We start from the raw sequence: 18859 nt of genomic DNA, 5'->3' as shown, positions 1-18859 counted from the left end.
CCTTCAGTTCACACTCAAGTACTGACGGCAGCGCTCCGCCAGATCATTGCGCGGCTGAATCTGCACGCAGCGGCGGAAGTGCTCATGAGCGCGTCCGTCGCCGCGTGCCTGCATCAACTTCCCCAGATTGAAGTGCGGCTCCTGGTAGTTCTCCGGGCACTTCTCAATGGCCAGGCGGTAGTAGCGCGCCGCCTCACTCTCATTGCCCATCGCCTCATACACCAGCCCCTGGTTGTTATCGGCCAGGCACATCTGCGGGGCTAGAAAGGCCGCCATCCTGAAGTGCTCCAGCGCCTCGGCGAAGCGACGCTGGTTGTAATACGCCCACCCAAGGTTGTTATGCGCAAGCTCCGGCGTGGTGTAGAGCGTCTCATCGATCAGGATCAAAAACTCCTGCTCGGCATCCTCCCACCGCTCCATGGCCAGATACACCGACCCCAGGTTGTTGCGCGCAAAGTGAAAGCTCGGCTCCACCCGAAGAACCTCCTCAAAATGATTCATCGAGCGACGGTAGTCGCGCCTCCCCATATAAATAATCCCCATCAGGTAATGGGCCTGAGCATGATCCGGGTTAATCTCCAACGCCCGGGTCAGCTCCCGAATCGCGTGGGTCACCTCGTTGGACTCGAAGTAGCCAGCGCCCATGTCATAATGAAACTGCGCGCTCTTCTCGATCTGCTCTTCCTCCGACGGCCCCCCGGTCGCGCACCCGCTCCCCAGCAGCACCCCGACCACCATCACAACAAGCATCCCTCTTCGCCACATACCTGCTACCCTCAAGGCCTGGTCCCACACCTGCACCATGGCACATCATCCGTGCCCTCTCTGAGTTGCTGACGCTAACACGAGCCAGGCGCCCTCCCAAATTTTCCTCCCGCCCCCAACGTGCCCCCCATGCCCCTCTCCCACGCCGACCTTGCCCTGATCGCCGAAGAGCTCGCCGCACTGACCCTTCCCGGAGTCATCCAGAAAGTCTTTTCGGCAGGCCCGCGCCAACTCACCCTCCAGGTACGCGTCCCCGGTCACACCCACCACATCTTCCTGAGCGCCGCCCCCGCCGACGCACGCGCCCACCTCGTCGAGGAGCGCCCTCGGGTCGAGGGCCGCCCCGACGCCTTCGTGATGCAACTTCGCAAATGGCTCCACGGCGCCTGGATTGAGGCGATAAAGCTCGACCCGGCCGACCGCGTCCTCACCTTCCATCTCTCTGCGGTCGACCCGGACTGGGAACCGAAGCCCGAAGACGACAAAGCCCCCCGCCGCTCCCTGCGCCTCATCGCCGAGCTGGTCGGCCACCACCCCAACATCATCCTCACCGAAGAAGGCACCGTCTTAGGCCTGGCCCACGCCCGCACCCTTGGCGATCGCCTGCTACGCCCCTCCACGCCCTACCTCCCTCCCCCGGCCCCACCCGAACTCGGCCCTCCGCCCACCCCCGCGCTCCAGCAACTGCCAGCCGACGGCAGCCGCTCGGCCTACATCGACCACCACACCCGCACCACCCTTGCGCAGGAATCCCGCGAGAGCCTCTTCAGCACGCTCTCCCGCGATCTTCGCTCCCGCGCCAAAAGCCTGCGCCGACGCGTCAAACACATCGAGCAGGACCTCCAACGGATCGATGAAGCCGCCGACTTCAAAAAATTCGGTGAGCTCCTCCAAAGCGCCTACGGAAAAGTCGAACGGGGCGCCTCCCAGGTCCGCGTCCCCGACTACTACGCCGAGGGCATGCCTGAGATCATCATTGAGCTCGACCCCGCCCACGACCTCCAATGGAACATCGATCGCTACTTCCACCAGTACCGTCGCTACAAAGAAGCCCGTGACGACGTCGAGACCCGCTACCTGGAGTCGGTCGACACGCTCGAAGCCCTTGAAGACGCTCGCCAGAGCCTCCAGGAGCTCGCCGAAGCCGATCTCGATACACTGACAGCCTTCAACGCAAAACTCCGAAACCAGGGCCTCCTCAAGACCACCCACCGGCAACGCGCCGCCCGCAAGGCACTCGCACCGCGTCCCCCCTACCGCGAGTTCCGCTCCCGTCGCGGCGCAGTCATCCTGGTCGGTCGAGGCGCACGCCATAACGACGCGTTGACCACCCGCATCGCCCGCGGACGCGACCTCTGGCTGCATGCCCGTGACTGGGCCGGTGCCCACGTCGTGGTCCGCCGCGACCGCGGCGAAGACCTCGACAGTGAGACGCTGCTCGACGCCGCCACACTCGCCGCCCACTTCTCCCGTGGTCGCGAAGACTCCCTGATCGATGTCACCTACACCGACGCCCGCCACGTGCGAAAACCCCGGGGCGCCGCCCCCGGACTGGTGACCATCGCTGCCGGCTCCACCCTCGCTGTCACCCTCGACGAAGACCGCCTCCAGCGCCTGCTCGAAAGCGAAATCGACGACCACGCCGATTGAACCCACTCCGCGCCCCTCACACCGACGCCTCACCCCCAAAAAAAAGCCCGCGAGCTCTCGCTCGCGGGCTTTTCGATTCTTACGGAGAGCCGAAGCTCGGCGCTCAGCGAATCACGAAGGGATAGGTGATCGGAAGATCGCTCTTCGACTCGGGGAAGCGCATCGAGTTGACCACCCGCTCAATGCAACCGCCGAGGTCGGTGCCGGCCATCGGGCCACCCTGCACGCTGGCTCCCGTGACGTTGCCTGCAGGCTGCACCGCAAAACGCACTCGCGCCGTCCCACTGAGACCACCCGAGTTGGAATCGCGAGCACACGATGCGATCTGCGAGTTGTACTTACGAATCGTCCCGGCGACCTGGGAGCGCGACAGGCTATCCGGCACATCTTTCGCCGCCGCAGGGGCGCTGCCGCCGGAGCTGCTCGACGAGCTTCCCGAACGATCCAGCTGACCGATGATCGAGTCCACACCGCCGCCCGACGAGCCGGTGGTGCGCGACGCGGTGCGCGTCGGCTCCGGCGCGGGCTCACTGCGACGGGTGCTCGTACGCGAGCTCGCACGCTCCTTACGGGCAGGAGCCTCCGCGCGTGCTTCTTCTTTCTCGTCCTCTTCGGCGGCGGCCTCGTCCTCAGCCTCCTCCTCGGAGCCCTTGTCATTGGCAGCGGCCATGGCTGCCTCCGCGGCGGCCTTGGCCTCTTCGGCCTCTTTCTGCTCCTCGGGCGTCGGTGCCGCCTCAGCAGCTGCCGGTGCCGCTGCGGGCGCAGCAGCCACCGCCGGCTGTGCCGGCTGATCGCCACCATCTTTGCCCAGCAGCACCACGACCACCACCACGAGCGCCAGGGCCAGAATCGCCACGCCGGCGATCACGCCGATCATCAGCCCCTTGTTCTGCTTGCGATGACTGCCCATCGGCATCAACGCCGGCATGCTCATCGTCCCCGGCGCAAAATCATCATCCGAGCTCTTATCGCCCTTCATTGACGCGTGCGTGCTCGCCAGCGCCTGAATGTCGATCAGACCGGACTTGTCATTACCCTGCGCCGCCCCTTCCGCGGGCTTACTCACCGCCTTGACCTGGTCGACGCTGCTCAGACTGAAGAGCACGCTGTTCTCATTGCGCGCGCCCACCATATCGCCTGACGCGGGAGCGGCAGCCGGCTCCGGCTCCTCGGCCCCATAACCGCCGGCGTAATCGTCTTCCGGAGGTGTCGAATCAAACGCGGCGAACATTCCGCCCTCTCCACCACCGAAGCCGTCGTCATAGCCTCCAGCATCGTAGCCGCCGGCGTCGTAGCCATCGTCATAGCCACCACCTCCGTACCCGTTGTCGGAGTAGCTCTCGATCGAGGGCTGCTGGTCGTAACTACCACTCTCCACCGACGCGCTGTTGTCGCTGTAGCCCTCCAGGCTATCAAACCGCCCGGAGTTAATTGCAGCCGTCGCGTCGAGATCGGTCGCCGGCAGCGGATTATGCGCCGAGGCGATCATCGTCGCGTCATTCGGACCGGCCGCGTCCTGCATCAGATGCGCGAACTCGTTGAGCGTGCTCAACATCACCCAGTCATCCAACCCGTCACGCCAGGCGAACGTATCCGGGTGCACCTGACCGGCGGTGAAGTAGGCCTCCACCTCTTCGGGCGTGATCGGACCGACGCGATCGCCGTCGATCACCACGTACCACTCCGACGCTCCGCCGGTGTTGCCGTAGGCCGAGCCGAACTCACCGCCCCCTTCTTCACTACCTTCTGCGGTCCCTTTGACCACGATGACCTCGCTGCACTTTTTACACCGGATCTTAAAGACCTTGCCCTGGACCTTGTCGTCCGCGATGGAATATTTCGCGCCGCAGTTGTCGCAAACGATCTTCATCGGGGAACCGCTCCTTCGCGTTGCCTCTAATACGCCGCCTCATCAGGCGGCCGGCGTGGATTCGACCAGCTCTGTGACGATCATCCGCGACCGCCACCTCTCTTTCGCAACCTTTCGCTGCGCACTCGTTCCAACCGACCCTCAACGTCTCGTACCTGCTCGCGCAGCGAGCTCCCCGGAGGCGCGTACCCTCCATCGAAGAAGGGGGCTCTCTCCCGGGCGTACATCAATGAGGAAGCGTGCCGGTCAGCGGCTTCCAACGTAGCAAAGCGCTTTATGAAGCGTCAATCTGTTGTCACCCCTGCCGCCCAACCGAGATCTTCCCCCGGAACACCGCGCCTGGCGCCTCAACGGCCCGATCTCCCCCACATCGACACAACCTTTTACGTTAGGCCCGCCCGCGCCCCTCTCACACCTCATGTGTCCGCCATCAACACAAACGCCCCGCCATCCTCTACGGGATGGCGGGGCGTCATTGCGTTGGAACTCACGAGAAGAGGCGCTTATTGCTGCAGCGCAGCCTCTTCGGTGCTTTCCTGAATCTTCGGCAGGAAGCTCGTCTTCAGGTCCAGCAGACGCTGGAACTGCGCCTGACCACGACCTTCCATGTTCATCAGGTCCGGCGAGCGAAACTCACCTTCGACGAGCATATTTTCGAAGTCGTAGAAGCGCGAGCGCGTCTCACCTTCTTCGGCGTCCTGCGCAAAAGCCTGGGCACCGAACACCGTCGTCGCCGCAAGCACCAGACAAAAGATTGCTTTTTTCATCGTCTCTCTCCTCAATCGATCCGCGCCATATCACGCGTCCTGCCGAAAAAGTGTAGCGCCCCAACACCCCGCCGTCAAAGACGCCGCAGCCTACGAGGATCACTCAGCCGATTCCTCGCCCTCGCCTTCCGGAGCCTCTTCGACCTCCGGCGCCGCTTCGGGCTCCGGCTGCTGCGCCTGCTGCTCAAGCTGCGAGCGCATGAAGTTAATCGACGCCTGGTAGTTGGCCACCTTGTTCACGTCATCTTCCAGCTCCACCAGACGCTCGTAATACGCGATGGCTTTTTCGGGACGTTGCAGATGCGTCTCGTTGAGCTGCGCCAGACGCTCCAGACTGGAGAGATGATCGCTATCGCACTCTTCCAGGTAGTAGCTGTAGCGCTCATCAGCGTCTTCATGCTCACCGACGGCGAAAGACGACGCACCTTTGCCCAGGTTGGCCACGCAGTGATGAGGCGCAATGCGCACCGCGTGCGTGAAGTGCGCGTTGGCGCGCTCATAATCGAGGTACTCGAGCAGGATCGCAGCCAGGTTCAGGCGGCTCTCCAGATAATCCTCATCGGCCTCAATCGCCTTGGAGAAGGAGTCAACCGCCAGCGGGACGTTGTCTTCCTGGATGTAAACCAGCCCCAGGTTGTTGAGCACGTCGACGTTGGCCTCATCCTCTTTGAGCGCTTTACGCAGCGAGTACTTCGCCAGCGAGAGGTTCTCGCGCTCCATGTAGATCAGACCCAGCGTGTTGAGCGCGCCGACGTTGACGTTATCTTCCCGAAGGATCTCTTCGACGTAGCGCAGCGCCTGATCTTCCTCGCCGCGGCGAAGCGCGATGACCGCCATGTTATTCTTGGCGACCAGGTTGTTCGGATCGCGTGCAACCACCTCCGAGAAGAGCGTCTGCGCGTCGTCATACTGCTCGTTCTCGGCGTAAGCCTTGGCCAGCGCCACGGTGTAATCAAAGACATCCGGGTCGAGCTCACGGGCATTCTGAATGCGCTCGACGGCATCGTCATTGCGATCGATCTCACCGTAGAGAAGCCCGAGATTGTAGTGAGCCTCCGCGAAGGTAGGCTCGATCTCAATGGCACGCTCCAGGGCTTCGATGGCCGTCTGACGCTCGGTGGCGCCGGCTTCGATGGCCGCCATCGCCTCTTCAAAAGCACCGAGGGCCTCCAGAGGAATCCCGGTCGACTCGGAGATCTTCTCCTGCTCCGACTTCTCAGGAACCTCCACCGGCGCCTCATCGACGGTCTTCGGGGCGCTGGAGCAACCCGCGCTCAGCGTCACCGCGAGCGCACCAGCCAATACCCCCATCAGGGGGCGGCGAGTCAGGTTAGTGAGTGTGTTTTTCATATGCTATCCTCGCACCACGCCTTGCGGCGTGTGTGTCGTCGATGATCGTCCTAACTCAAGAGGCCGGGGTTTCAGTCGTTGCCGACGGCGTACCCTCGCCTTCAGCCGGCGTCGCACCTTCGGGCCCAGCCTCAATGGGCTGTCCGTTCTCATCCAGCGCGGGGGCGGGCTGCGGCTTGGGCCGACGCTCCAAGCGCGCGGCACCACGCTCGGCCACCACCGACAACTCCGTCACCGGAGCCGGCGCGAAGAACTCGGTGCGGTTGTGTTCCACCGCCACACCTTCCTGCCCGGTGATCGGGTAGGCACCACGCTCAAGCTGGCTGATCTCCTGGGCGGAGAGACGGCTCCACTCGTTGTAGGCCTCATACTCAAGCGCAAGCTCCAGCGCCCGGTTAAACGCGGTGAGCGCACGTTCCTGAAGCGGGAAGGCCAGGTCTTCCACCGAGAGCTGGTACTCGAACTCCTGGTCCGGCGTCAGCCCTTCGGGAAGCGGCAGGTTGAAGAGCCCCTCGGCAAAGTCCTTGTAGGCCTGACCGATGCGGTAGGCGGCAGCCGCCACCCAGCGCGGGCTCTTCATCTGAATGACTTCGGCGAAGATCTCTTCGGCGTCGAGCTGGTACTGACCCTTTTCCTGAGCGGTCCGCGTCAGAGTCCGCACCGGGAAGGAGAGTTGCACTTCTTTGAACTTCCGGAAGATGGCCTCACCCTGGTGGAAGCGGGCCTGAGCAGCGAACTGCCGGCTGGCGCCCTGCCCCTCTTCGTCGAGCTCCTTCCAGGTACTGACCGCATCGGTGAAGTACCCGTCGGCGACGCTCTCCCAGTTCCGGGGCTGCATCTGCTCGGCAAGAAGCCCCAGCTCAAGGTTCACCTCGACGCGCTCCGCGCCCTTGATCGTGTCCTTCTTGAGGAACTCCTCAAAGCGGGTGCGCGCAGCGTCCCAGTTCTCGCGATTCTTCTCGAGGAAGGCCATCTCAAGCTCGATGGTGTTCACCTCCTCGTCCTCGATCTCTGCCCCGAAGTACTCCAGGTAAGATTCGTAGGTCGCGATCGCCTCGTCCCACTGCTCCATCGCAGTACGCAGGACCGCCGCGTTGTAAACCGCGTCGCCGGCGTTCTCGTAGCTGCGATAGTTCTCTTCGCCCAGGCGAGCGAAGTAGGTGGCGGCCTGCGAGAGATCGGCGCGAGATTCGAAGATGAGCCCGAGCACGTAGAGTGCGTTGGGGGCCTGCTCCGACTCCGGGTAGGTGTCGATGACGCGCTGGTACAATTCGACAGCGCGGTTGACCTCGTTGCCACCCTCATAAATGGCCGCAGCGTTGAACACCGCACCGGGGGCAAACTCCGAGTCGGGGAACTCCCCGGCCAGGCGGAGCATCTCTCCGGCAGCTTCATCGACCTTATTCTCTTCCTTAAGGTCGATGGCCTTCTCGTTGATCGCGTAGGCGATCGACTGCGTCAGGCTATCACGCGGGGTCACGTCGAAGATCTCGTTCTCCAACAGGTGACGGGCCCACTTCTCCACCTCATCCCAGCGCTGCAGACGGTAGTTCGCCTCCAGCAGGCTGTTGCCGGCGTAGCTGGCGTAGGTGTGGCGCGGCGCGTTCTCGATGATGCTCTCGTAACGGGGCACGCAGTTATCGTAGTGGCCACGGCTCTTGTAGACCTCGGCAGCCACGTAGTCGACCGTGGGAGTCACATCTTCGGTCGGATACATCTCCGAGAACTGGTCACTCGCCTCCACGAAGCCCTGCTCATACTTCAGCAGGTCGGTGCGCGGAATCGGCGGAGTCTCGCCAGCGTCGGCCGCCGAGTCCATGCGCTGCGAGGTCGGCTCGGGGTTCTCACCGGCACGCGCAGCCATCTCCACAAGGATCGAGTCGGGGTGATGCTGCTTCACAAGCTCGTTGTAAGAGCTGACCACGGCGTAGGCCGCGTCGCGCACCAGCGCCTCGACTTCCTCGGGCTTGGCCTCTTCGGGGATGTTGTCGTCTTTGTAGAGGTCGACCACCAGCTGGTACTGAAGCGCGGCGCGCTCGTAATCTTCCAGGTTGTAGAGGTAAATCTCACCCAGGAAGAAGGTCATATCGAACGAAGCCGGATGCTCCGGGAAACGATCGATAAACTGCTGGTAGTAGTCGGCCGCGGTCACATAGTCTTCGCGCGTCCCGCCTCGCTGGGCCTGACGGTGGTAATGGTTGGCCAGGCGCGCCAGGTTCCCTTCCACAAGGAGGTTGGCGTTGCTGATCGCCCGCTCCTCTTCGGTGTTGTTACGGAACCAGGTGCCCTGCGGGTTGAGATAGGCCACGTAGCGCTGCACGCGCTCTTCGTAGGCCTCGAAATTGTTCCGACGCAACGAACGGACGATGGCGTCCATCCAGTCGGGCACCGAGGGATCGTTGGGGCGCTCTTCGAGGAACCACTCGTAAGCGGCAAGTGCATCGGCGTCTTTACCCTGGAGCTCGAGATAGCCCGCCATCCGGCTGATCTGCTCGTAGGTGTATTCGATGTCGCGAATCTCGGTGAAGTAGTCCCGGGCCTCAATCCAGCCGTCGTCGATCTCGGCCAGGGCCAGCATCAGGTCATTGCTGGCCTGAGTCTGAAGGAAGTTCCAGGCAGCCGAGTCGGCGCGGGCGATAACCTGCTTGAAGGTATCGGCGCTCTCGCGGTGCTCACCGTTATTGAAGTGCGACCAGCCCAGCTTGTAGAGGGCGTAGTCGTAGTTACGGTACTGCTCGTAGTTCAGAACTTTCTCGTAGTTCATCTTCGCCACACCAGCCTGCTGCTGGTCGAAGAAGAACTCACCGAGCGCCAGGTAGGCATCGGGGAGGTAGCGAGAGTTGGGGTAGTTCGTCACCAGACGCTGCAGATAACCAACGGCCTGCGCACCCTGATTGGCCTCAATCAGCCCGCTTCCGAGACGGAAGATGACTTCGTCCAGGCGGTTGTAATCCGGGTACTCGCGAAGGATATCTTCGTAGATCGCCTGCGCCTCGCTGTAGTCGGGCATGGGCTCGGGGCACTCACTCTCATCGAGGGTGCCCTCGTGAACCGCGTCCAGACATGCGTTGAACTCGGTACGGGCCCGCACGTACTCCATGTTGCGCAGCTCCCAGAGCAGCTCGGCCTTCTGGAACATCCAGTCCGGCTTCTGCGCGGCGTAGGGAGAGCGCGCGATGATCTCGTCGAGCTGCGTGATCATGCGACGGTTCTGAGCTTCGAGGCGACGCTTGAGCGCCTCGATCTCTTCGACCGACATGGTGCGCTGCTCATCCTCAACCTGGTCGAGTGTGACGTTGGTCTCGGCCTCAAGGTCCGATTCAACTTCACGCTCGCTCTCGGTAGCGGCCTGCTCATCGAGGCGGCGCGAGGCCGAGTCGAGAATATCGTCAGTCGTGGCGCGCTCGCGCTCCTGGGTGCTGATATCCTGCGCCCAGACCTCGGCGGTGGGGCTGGCGAGAAGCGCCACCATCAGCGCTCCGAAGATCGTGCGGGTTGTATGACGGTTTTTCATTGTTCAATGCACTCCGTGCGCATCTGACTGCGGTAACTCGCGACCTCATCAAGCCAGTACTCGCCCTCAAAGGGCCAGGGCTGCCAGTCGTCGGCGACGACCATCAGCGTGGTACCGGCTTCGGCGGCTTCAGGGGCCTCGTAATTCGGGTTCTGAAGACGCTGCTGGAGCTGCGTGCGCTCCTCACTACCGATATCAAACTCGATCTGCAGCGAGCGCAATTCCCAGTTCTCCAACTCCTGGTCCACAGCGGTGAGCCGCTGCTGAACGATAATGCCCCCTTCCTGAACCTTGAGCTCAAGCTGCTCTTCGACCCGCTCAAGCACCTGCTCACCGAAGTCGCCGAGCGCCGAGATGTTAGCCTTGAGCGCGGCGCGCTCCGCCTGCAGCGCACGCACCACCCGGTGCACGTTGTAGAAGGGAAGGCTCTCAAGCACAGCGTTGGTAAACAGACGCGGAATCGGCGCGCTCTCGCCGGGCTTGTAGGCATCTTCCATCATCTGCCAGTAGGCCTCCGGCTCGAACGTGTTTTCCAGGTACGCCTGCAAAAGCGGGCGCTGATCCAGGTAGCGGCTCTTGAACTCGGCAAGCGCGCGCTGGCTCTTGGGGAAGATGCACTGGTTGAGATAGACGGTCGACTCCAGGATGTAGAGATCCGGGTAGTAGCGCTGCGAATAGTAGGGGCTCTGAAGAGTGTGGAAGGCTCCCAGCGCGCGCTTGAAGTCGTTCTTCATGAAGTAGCTCCACGCCGACTCAAACACCGCATCGGCGTGACGGGAACTCTCCGAGGGGATCTTCTGGTAGTAGAAGAGCGCAACATCGAAGAAACCCACCTCAAAGAAGACACGCGCCAGCGCCAGATAGCCCAGCTGCAGGATGTCTTCGTTGCCACCGGGGGCGGCTTCCGCCGCGAGAATCGCGGCCTCGAAGTTACGCAGGGCCCCGGGGATGTCATTCACCGCCGGATCCAGGCGAGCGACACCGGCAAGGTAGCGCGACTCGGGGTAATCCGTGGCGCTCTCGGGCACCTGGTCGAGGTACTCCAGGGCCAGGTCCATACGGTTATACCCGTAGAAGAACTTGCCCATGTAGTAGTTGAACTCGGCCTGGAAACGCTCGTTCTTATCGCCCACGTAGAAGCGGGTCAGCTCCTCAAGGATGGGCGGGTTGTAGCCGATGCGCGAGCTGAGTTCCTCGAGCATACGGAAGGCTTCGACAAAATGCGGCTTGTCGGCACCGGCCATCAGCACTTCAAGAAGAGGCGTCGACGCCCCGGAGAGAATGCCCTCCTGGTAGAGCGCCTTGGCCAGGCCAAAGGTCGCTTCATACCAGTTCTCCGAGCCCTGTTCGGGCTCGTAGGAGAGAAACTCCAGGTACATGCGCGCGCCTTCCATGTTGTTGCCGTCGCGCACAATCTGGGCGGCGCGGGGCAGCTGGGCGGCGGCGCGCTCAAGTTTGCGCTGACGCTCGGCCTCGGCATCGCGCTGAGCGTTGAGCTCGTTGGCACGGCGCTCGATCTCGGCCTGACGTTCGGCCTCCAGACGCTCGCGCTCCTCACGCTCATAATCCGTCTCCCCTTCGGCCGGAGCCGGGGCGGGGGCCGGTGCCAGAGGATCGACACCTTCATCAACGGGGGCCTGCTCGGTCGGGGCGCTCTCTCCGGCGATCATGCCGCGGCGGCGCAGGTGGTCGATCACCTGGTCGCTGACGCCCTGAGCGCGCAGATCTTCCACGTCCTCGGCGCTCAACGAGATGCCCTCACCGGCCGAATCAATCGCTCCCATAATAGCGCGATCATCAAGGCCCAGCTTCGTCATCTGAACGATCTGGTTCTTATCGAGTGCAAACGCCGTGGAGGCCGTCCCGGCCACCAGCGTCACACAGATCAGGGCACCGACCAGGCGTCGAACCCATCGGCTCTGCCGAGCCCCTCGTGGTGCTGCGGGGCGTGTATGCGTCTTGAGATTGAGTCCCTGCATAGACTGTCTTCCTGCTTGCGCGTTTATCGAATTGACCGGCGGCATCCGTCGCGCCTCTCCGGTGTCATCCATTAGAAGTGGTACGAGGCACCGACCAGAAACTCCACCGGAAGGCGCAGCTGACCAAAGAAGGAGTCCTCGTTATGGTCAAACTTCGCGCCGCGATAGATGTACCCGCGGCCATCCAGACGCACGGTCAAATCCGGGGTCACAAAGAAGTGCGCACCGACGCCGAGCACACCTTCGACGGTGAGCTTGGTGTTGGCCGCGTCGCGCGTCTGATTGGGGCGCTCCACGCTCACCGCGCCCAGACCGGCGGCCACATTGAGGTCGAAGTGCGAGAGCTTGCGCTGCAAGAGCGCCAGCTTACCGTAGAAGGGGCTCCAGGTGACCACGGCATTGGCCCGCCACAAGAAGCGGTCTTCGGTGTCGGTGGCGGCATCAAAGCCCTCACCGCGATCCGCGACCAGAAAGTCCATCAGCTGCGTATTGCGCGTGAGCACACCCTGGGCGTTCATAAACGCGCCACCCACCTCCACGCCCAACTGATCGCTGAAGTGGTAGCTGACCCGGCCACCGACCGGGATGTAGTAGTAGAAGGGCTCGCTGCTCATCAGCCCGGTGTAGATCCCCGCGCCAATACGGCCTTCACGATCGTAGAGACGATCGCGCAGCACGCGAAGATCGCGCTCGCTGGTCCAGTACTGCTCAAGCTCCTCATCGAGGGCTTGCTGCGCAGCGGCCGGCGAGGCGCTGAGCGCGGTGGCGGCGGCAACAAGCACCGCGATGGCGCTCCATTTAAACTTCACGGTCGTCATGAAAGAACCTTCTGTAGACCTGTCAATCATCGTCGCCCGCCTGGCGGGCAGCTCCCGGTGCACAGCGCGCACCTTCAGAAGAACCAGCTAAAGCCCAGCGAGATCTCAGAGGGCTTGGCCACTCCGCCGTTGACCTTACCAAAGATGAACTGGCGGTAATCGGCGCGCACCGAGGCATGCTCGCCCACGTAGAGCGCAAGGCCGGCACCGAGCACACCCTCGAACTTGGCAGTGGTGGAGCGACCGGCGTTGAAGTCGCTCTGGGTCTGCGCGACCACCATGCCCGCCCCACCGAAGACGTTCATATCCAGGTAGATGATGCGGTCATTGTAGTAGGCGAGCTTGCCGTAGACCGGGCTCCACATCACACCGAAGTTAAAGTGCGAGGCCTGCCCGTCACCGATGAGCACTTCCTGGGCGTCAGCGCCCGACTCATCGCGCAGGGTGTCGCGCAGCTGAGTGTCACGACGGAACGCGTAGGAGCCGGCAAGCTCCAACCCGATGTTCTCCAGCAGGAAGTAGTTCGCGCGAATCCCCAGCGGGAGGTACTGCTCGAAGATGTTGTTGGGGATGATCCCGCCGTAGAGCGTCAGCGCAAACCGGCCTTCTTTAAGAAAGGCGCGCTGCTGCATCACGTAGACCTCGCGCATCTCGGCCCAGTACATCGGATCATCTTCGTCGAGCTCGGGCAACCCTTCATTCTGGGCAGCCTCTTCTGCGCCCGCGGCAGCGGGGTCGCCGGCCTCCTGGGCAAGGGCCGGCGTGGCCAGAAGTGCCACGGTCAGCGCTACCACCAGAGCCCACAGCGGGACTTGAATTCGCTTGGCATTCACCGATCTATCTCCTACTGCGTAGTTCATTCGATCAAAGCATCAAGGTCGCGGCGCGATCACTCCGCCGTAAAGAAGGTCGCGCGCGTATCGGCTGCGGCCGGGTCGAGCCCGGAGGCACCGCTGACACTGCCCTTCTGCGCGAAGTTAAACGTTCCGTTGGACGAACCGACATCCACGCTCATCACCGACTGAAGGCGGAAGGCCTCCCCGGGGAAGAGCACGTCAGTATCGGTTGCACTCAGTGACACATCGACCGTCCAGCCGGCCTCGACATAAGCGGGCAGGTGCTCAAGCGCGTTACGCATCAGCGGGATCTCCGCGGCGGGCACGTAGTTGTAGGTGCCGCCGGTGGAGCAGGCGATCTCCTGGAACTCCGCCACCGGCCCGATGCGCCCCTTCTCATCACGCGTAGGAAGGCAGAACGCTGAGTCAAGATGGTTCATCCCCGGATAGTCGATACTGTCATTTTGAGTGTTGTTGGCCGAACGAAAGAACTGCGGCTGGCGGCAGGTCTCGTAGTTGCGGCACTCATCATCCGATGCGCAGGTGGGCTTGCCCTGATAGTAGATGAAGTCGTCGCGCAGCAGGTTGTTATCGAGCGCCGGGTCGACGTGCACCAGCATAATCGAGACGCCGAGCTCATTGGCTCGCGTGATCACGTTCTGCGCACTGTTGTTCGTCGATTGGAAGGAATCCGGGCTATCGGTGAGCACCACCAGCGTTCGCGACTCAAAGTCGGCCACGCGGGCGTCGGTGAAGCCCTGGTCAAGCACCTTGAGGATCGCACCGTAGAGGAAATTGCGACTCCCTTCATTGATGCTCTCCGACTTCATATCTTCCTCCGCCGATTGCGCTCCGCGAAGGCTTCCAGTCCAGAGCGATCCGCCGGAAGTGGCGTTGACGTGGGAGAAGATCGTGCCGCTGGAGCCGCCGTAGGTCCACAGACCGAAGAGCGACTCGCGGCCGCTCTCGCGCACGATCGAAGCCACATTGTTCCAGTTAGTCACCAGACCACTGAGCGCGCTGTAGCGACGGCGGTTGTTGTCGGTTGCACGTGCCGGACGGGGCCTGACGTCGGGCCCGGCGATCACAGCGTACTGATTGTCGGTAAGCTCATTGGCGACGAGGTTCAGGGCACCTACCTCCGAAGGCAGGAAACCGCGCCAGGAGCCCGCGCGTGACACCAGCACACCGAAGGCGTGGCTGGCCTGATCTTTCCCGATGAACTCCGGATCGGAGGCCGCGGCGACCGTCGTGGTGATGTGGCAGCGGTTGCCGAGATCCTGGGCGCCATCCTGGCCTACCCCGCAGAGAAAGCTGTCGGGGCATTCATCGGTGCTCGCGCACACCCGCTCCGGCGTGGAATAAACGGCCCCGTCAGCAAATGAAAAACTGTTCCGGTCCAGATTCACGACGCCCTGAGAGATAGCCTCACCGGGTTTAATCGGCGTGTTATCGCTCGCCATGAGCACGAAGCCAATCTCGCCGCCCTGGGTCAACCCCTCGCACTGGCCACCGGCTGAGCTAAAGCTCACCGGCTGCACATCGTTAAAGCGACGCTCGGAGAAGCTGATCCTGGCGACGGTATCGCAGCCCGTCGCACCCAGAAGCGTTACACCTGCCAGACCCACCAGGGTCGCCCAGCTCAGACGCCTGGTGCGCCGGGATCGGCTGCGCTTCGAACTCAAGCCGTATGTCATTGCATCAATCCTTACTGCGGGTTGTTCCATCGATGTCGCCGGCGTTCATCATCGGGTCGTTCTGCCGGTAAAGGCCGGGCGCGGCGCAGGCAAAGGGGTGGCGCGCGCATGAATCCGGCGGACCGTTCTACCCGATGGGGGGCATGCTTGCAAGCAAGCCGACCCGACCAGCAATCACACGCATACAAACGCTGAAAGCCCGCCCTCGCTAAGCGAGGGCGGGCTTTCACAAGGTGCTAATCTGGAGTGCGAAGGGGCGGGCTCGAACCGCCGACACCGGCCTTTTCAGGGCCGTGCTCTACCTACTGAGCTACCTTCGCGCCGTGTCGCTTTGGAGTGTTCCTCAGCGGCAGGATGTGTCTTATAGGCCTGCCCTTCTCGGGCGTCAAGAGCTTTTTCACTCGGCGGGCAACTTTTTTTCAATCGGGGGTTCTTCGCCGGTTTTCAGCTGCAAAAGCTCGATCCCCAGAGTCTTTGCGACCTCATAGATACGGGCGTCCCGGTAGAATTCTCCGAAGATGATGCGCTGGATGCCTGCGTTGGCGATCATCTTAAAGCACTGCCAACAGGGCGAGGCGGTAATGTAGATGTCCGCTCCGCCGATGGCCACGCCGTTGCGCGCAGCCTGAATGATGGCGTTAGCCTCCGCATGGATGGTGCGTACGCAGTGGCCAGCCTCCATCATATGGCCCACTTCATCGCAATGCTCCAGCCCGCGCACGCTGCCGTTGTAGCCGGTGGAGAGGATCGTGCGCTCGCGCACAATCACGGCGCCCACGTGTTTGCGATCGCAGGTCGCGCGGGTGGCGACCTGTCGGGCAATCGCCATGAAGTAGTCGTCCCAGCTGGCGCGATCATCCATCGAAGTACCTTTGGAGCTCGGGGGAGTGTCAGTCTTGCACGCTTATATGAGGCGACGCATATCGCACGCGTAAGGCCATTCCGCAGGTGTCGTATCGGAGGGACCCGGGCGACCACAACGTCGCGGACGTGAGGGGCTACGCCCGACGTCCACTCAGGTCAATACCTCGGCGCTGAGTGTATCGCAAAACGATTGCCACTCGGGGCCTGCGGAATCACCCACCGCCTCCGAGCGCGCCCTGGCCTGCCAGCCGGAGGGTGTCGATGTCAGCTCGACGCCCTCGATCGAAGTGAGCAGTGACGTGAGGCGCTGCGGTGGCTCGCCGGAGGCGGCCATAGAGACGCAGTTTGACGCTCCCGGCTGCGCGCGATCGCTACGATCGATGCGCGCAAAGATGAGCAGGGAACGCATCAGCGCGATGCCGACAGCGGTCATCGCATCGAGACGCTCCACATGCTCCTCGAGTCTCAACCGGAGCTCGGCGACAAGACGCGGCCGCTCACCATGTTTCCCCGTCGAGAGCGCGATCATCCCGCCCTGGCTCAGACGTACCATCACCACTTGCGTACGCTGGGTGAGCGTATCGACGATGAGGCGGTCTGCATCGAACGCGCGCCACTGCCCCCGCTGATTCAAATCGTAGTCGACGGCTTCGTCACCGCACGCCTGCAACGCCCCGGCCCATAGCTCGCGCGCGCCTTCGGCGTCACTCAGCGGTTCGCGCTCCAGCGCCCAGATCATCCTCAGCCCGATCTCTTGATCACCCATTGCCATCCCGATGGTTCACACCCACGCCGCGGCGGTGCATCCTCAGCTCGCGTTGATCTTCCGCGCCCCTACACTTTCAGGGGCTTTTGTGTTCCGCGTCGCCACGACGAACGTCGACGCTCCTTGCCTGCTACGCACCTCGTCAGAACCATCCGCACGGCGCGCCGACACCTGCTCTGCATAGTCGGCGCGTCTACACATCGCAACGGCAACGCCTGCCCTGCCCTCTTGCCGCTCTGCCGACGCGCGCTTACCTACGTCATGAGCAGAAGGTGATGCCGCTAACTCCGAGATGGAGAGTGACTCCGGCACGGCGCCAGGCGAAGACGATGATTCAGCCTCGTCGAGGCCTTTTTTATCCCGGCAAACCATCCTCAACCATGCAGCCGACACGACTGCATCGCTAACTCATGGCGCCGTGACCTCCGCCCAACATCAGAACTCCTCGGCGCATAACTCCTGCGCTTATGCATGGCTTTCACGTGAGGTGCCCTATGACGACCTGGTTCAAACCCATCGCGCTCTACACCGATCTCTACGAGCTCACCATGGCTCAAGGCTACTTCAAGGAGGGCAAGTCCGAGCAGCATGCCACCTTCGACTACTTCTACCGCACGCCGCCCTTCGGAGGAGGCTACGTCGTCTTCTGCGGCCTGGCCACGCTGGTCGAGATCCTCGAAGACTTCCGCTTCGACAACGACGCCCTGGAGTTTCTGCGCGAGCAGGGCTTCGAAGACGCGTTTCTTGAGCGTCTTAAGACCTTTCGCTTCGAGGCCGAAGTTCGAGCGCCGGCGGAGGGCGAGCTGATCTTTCCTTATGCGCCGGCGCTGCAGGTGCGCGGCACGCTGCTGGAGGCTCAGCTTGTAGAGACGCTTCTCCTAAACCTGCTCAACTACCAGTCGCTGATTGCGACCAAAGCCGCGCGCATGCGCCAGGTTGCAGGCGATCGCGTCCTGGTCGACTTTGGGCTTCGCCGCGCTCACGGCTTCGGCGGCCTGCACGCCTCGCGCGCGGCAGTCGTCGGGGGCTTCGACGCCACCTCCAACGTACTCGCGGGCATGCACTACGATATTCCCCTCTCGGGCACCCAGGCCCACGCCTGGATCCAGAGTTTTGAGCACGAGCTCGACGCTTTCCGCGCCTTTGCTCGCCAGTACGGCGACGCCAGCGTGCTGCTCGTCGACACCTACGACACGCTTAAAAGCGGTGTGCCCAACGCCATCACCATCGCCCGGGAACTTCGCGACCGTGGCCAGTCGCTTCGTGCCATTCGCCTCGACAGCGGCGACCTCGCCTACCTCGCCCGTCACGCCCGGGCGATGCTCGATGAGGCCGGCTTCCCCGACGTCAAGATCGCCGCCTCCAACAACCTCGACGAACACGTCATCCGCAGCCTGATCGCCGAGCAAAATGCGCCGATCGACATCTTTGGCGTGGGCACCCAGCTTGTGACCGCCCACGACGATCCGGCCCTCGGTGGCGTCTACAAACTCGCGACCCTCAATGGGACGCCTCGCATCAAGCTCTCCGACAGCCTGCGCAAGATGACCTTCCCCGGCGACAAACAGGTCTTTCGGATCCGCGACGACCAGGGCCGGCTCTACGCCGATGCCATCGCGCTTGATGAGCAGACCCACATCGATCGCATCCACCACCCTCATGAGCCCCATAAAGAGACGCAGGTCGGCCACCTCGAGCAGACCCCACTGCTGAAGCCCGTGATGCGAGAAGGTCGGCGCATCGCTGAGCTTCCCTCCGCCTTTGAGGCTCGCACCTACGCCCGCGAGCAGCTCGCAGCCCTGCCCGCAGAGCATCGCCGGTTTAAAAACCCGCATATCTACAAAGTGGGCCTGAGCACGGCGCTTCGCGATCGCCGCGACGACGCCGTCGCGCAGGCCCACCGGCGAATTCCTTCCAGCGCATCGAACAACCAGCAGTCTTAGATTGTTGCGTGCTTGTCACGGGGAGTTGAATCCACCTCTG

General features: G+C 62.8%; 13 protein-coding genes and 1 tRNA gene. 2 read left to right on the top strand and 12 right to left on the bottom strand.

What is annotated here, in order from left to right; all coding sequences use genetic code 11:
• Positions 1-3: 3 nt before the first annotated feature.
• Positions 4-750 carry a tetratricopeptide repeat protein gene (locus EA187_RS00550; protein WP_164855863.1) on the bottom strand — a complete coding sequence of 249 codons (747 nt, stop codon included), beginning with the start codon at positions 748-750 and terminating at the stop codon, positions 4-6.
• Positions 751-894: 144 nt separating this feature from the next.
• Between EA187_RS00550 and EA187_RS00545 the strand changes: the two genes are divergently transcribed.
• Entirely contained in the window at positions 895-2415 is a 1521-nt protein-coding gene (locus EA187_RS00545; protein ID WP_127778818.1) for an Rqc2 family fibronectin-binding protein, read from the top strand.
• Positions 2416-2518: 103 nt separating this feature from the next.
• Here EA187_RS00545 and EA187_RS00540 read toward each other — a convergent pair whose 3' ends face one another.
• The 11 genes from EA187_RS00540 to EA187_RS00490 all read right to left on the bottom strand — a co-directional run bounded on the left by EA187_RS00540 (position 2519) and on the right by EA187_RS00490 (position 16876).
• The gene (locus EA187_RS00540; RefSeq protein WP_127779485.1) at positions 2519-4285 is read right to left on the bottom strand and encodes a GYF domain-containing protein; all 1767 of its coding nucleotides are present in this window, start codon (positions 4283-4285) and stop codon (positions 2519-2521) included.
• Positions 4286-4788: 503 nt separating this feature from the next.
• Entirely contained in the window at positions 4789-5052 is a 264-nt protein-coding gene (locus EA187_RS00535) for a hypothetical protein (RefSeq protein WP_115603441.1), read from the bottom strand.
• A gap of 99 nt (positions 5053-5151) precedes the next feature.
• A complete protein-coding gene (locus EA187_RS00530; protein ID WP_127778817.1) occupies positions 5152-6402 on the bottom strand; it encodes a tetratricopeptide repeat protein in 1251 nt (416 codons plus the stop codon).
• 55 nt (positions 6403-6457) lie between these two features.
• Complete coding sequence (locus tag EA187_RS00525; RefSeq protein ID WP_127778816.1) at positions 6458-9916, bottom strand: tetratricopeptide repeat protein; 3459 nt, start codon at positions 9914-9916, stop codon at positions 6458-6460.
• Positions 9913-11895 (bottom strand): hypothetical protein, encoded by a 1983-nt coding sequence (locus EA187_RS00520; protein ID WP_127778815.1) that lies wholly within the window; start codon positions 11893-11895, stop codon positions 9913-9915. The genes EA187_RS00525 and EA187_RS00520 overlap by 4 nt, the downstream gene beginning before the upstream one ends.
• Positions 11896-11966: 71 nt before the next feature.
• Positions 11967-12713 carry an outer membrane beta-barrel domain-containing protein gene (locus tag EA187_RS00515; RefSeq protein ID WP_164855862.1) on the bottom strand — a complete coding sequence of 249 codons (747 nt, stop codon included), beginning with the start codon at positions 12711-12713 and terminating at the stop codon, positions 11967-11969.
• Between the two features lie 74 nt (positions 12714-12787).
• Complete coding sequence (locus tag EA187_RS00510; RefSeq protein WP_164855861.1) at positions 12788-13546, bottom strand: outer membrane beta-barrel domain-containing protein; 759 nt, start codon at positions 13544-13546, stop codon at positions 12788-12790.
• Positions 13547-13602: 56 nt separating this feature from the next.
• Positions 13603-15246 (bottom strand): vWA domain-containing protein, encoded by a 1644-nt coding sequence (locus tag EA187_RS00505; RefSeq protein ID WP_127778813.1) that lies wholly within the window; start codon positions 15244-15246, stop codon positions 13603-13605.
• Positions 15247-15493: 247 nt separating this feature from the next.
• Positions 15494-15566: transfer RNA gene (locus EA187_RS00500), tRNA-Phe, on the bottom strand.
• A gap of 77 nt (positions 15567-15643) precedes the next feature.
• Positions 15644-16108 carry a deoxycytidylate deaminase gene (locus EA187_RS00495; RefSeq protein ID WP_115603448.1) on the bottom strand — a complete coding sequence of 155 codons (465 nt, stop codon included), beginning with the start codon at positions 16106-16108 and terminating at the stop codon, positions 15644-15646.
• Between the two features lie 153 nt (positions 16109-16261).
• On the bottom strand, positions 16262-16876 hold the full coding sequence (locus EA187_RS00490; RefSeq protein WP_115603449.1) for a hypothetical protein: 615 nt from the start codon (positions 16874-16876) through the stop codon (positions 16262-16264).
• Positions 16877-17370: 494 nt separating this feature from the next.
• Between EA187_RS00490 and EA187_RS00485 the strand changes: the two genes are divergently transcribed.
• Positions 17371-18819 carry a nicotinate phosphoribosyltransferase gene (locus EA187_RS00485; protein WP_115603450.1) on the top strand — a complete coding sequence of 483 codons (1449 nt, stop codon included), beginning with the start codon at positions 17371-17373 and terminating at the stop codon, positions 18817-18819.
• Positions 18820-18859 lie beyond the last annotated feature (40 nt).

The organism is Lujinxingia sediminis (assembly GCF_004005565.1).
In the GTDB taxonomy this organism is placed as follows: domain Bacteria; phylum Myxococcota_A; class Bradymonadia; order Bradymonadales; family Bradymonadaceae; genus Lujinxingia; species Lujinxingia sediminis.
Note: the sequence above shows the minus strand (reverse complement) of the source record. Positions and strands in the feature narration are given on the sequence as shown.

Bases quoted from the DNA above. Each gene is read 5' to 3' on its own strand.
- EA187_RS00550 (WP_164855863.1), bottom strand. From the start codon at position 750: ATGCTTGTTGTGATGGTGGTCGGGGTGCTGCTGGGGAGCGGGTGCGCG.
- EA187_RS00545 (WP_127778818.1), top strand. From the start codon at position 895: ATGCCCCTCTCCCACGCCGACCTTGCCCTGATCGCCGAAGAGCTCGCC.
- EA187_RS00540 (WP_127779485.1), bottom strand. From the start codon at position 4,285: ATGAAGATCGTTTGCGACAACTGCGGCGCGAAATATTCCATCGCGGAC.
- EA187_RS00535 (WP_115603441.1), bottom strand. From the start codon at position 5,052: ATGAAAAAAGCAATCTTTTGTCTGGTGCTTGCGGCGACGACGGTGTTC.
- EA187_RS00530 (WP_127778817.1), bottom strand. From the start codon at position 6,402: ATGAAAAACACACTCACTAACCTGACTCGCCGCCCCCTGATGGGGGTA.
- EA187_RS00525 (WP_127778816.1), bottom strand. From the start codon at position 9,916: ATGAAAAACCGTCATACAACCCGCACGATCTTCGGAGCGCTGATGGTG.
- EA187_RS00520 (WP_127778815.1), bottom strand. From the start codon at position 11,895: ATGCAGGGACTCAATCTCAAGACGCATACACGCCCCGCAGCACCACGA.
- EA187_RS00515 (WP_164855862.1), bottom strand. From the start codon at position 12,713: ATGACGACCGTGAAGTTTAAATGGAGCGCCATCGCGGTGCTTGTTGCC.
- EA187_RS00505 (WP_127778813.1), bottom strand. From the start codon at position 15,246: ATGACATACGGCTTGAGTTCGAAGCGCAGCCGATCCCGGCGCACCAGG.
- EA187_RS00495 (WP_115603448.1), bottom strand. From the start codon at position 16,108: ATGGATGATCGCGCCAGCTGGGACGACTACTTCATGGCGATTGCCCGA.
- EA187_RS00490 (WP_115603449.1), bottom strand. From the start codon at position 16,876: ATGGGTGATCAAGAGATCGGGCTGAGGATGATCTGGGCGCTGGAGCGC.
- EA187_RS00485 (WP_115603450.1), top strand. From the start codon at position 17,371: ATGACGACCTGGTTCAAACCCATCGCGCTCTACACCGATCTCTACGAG.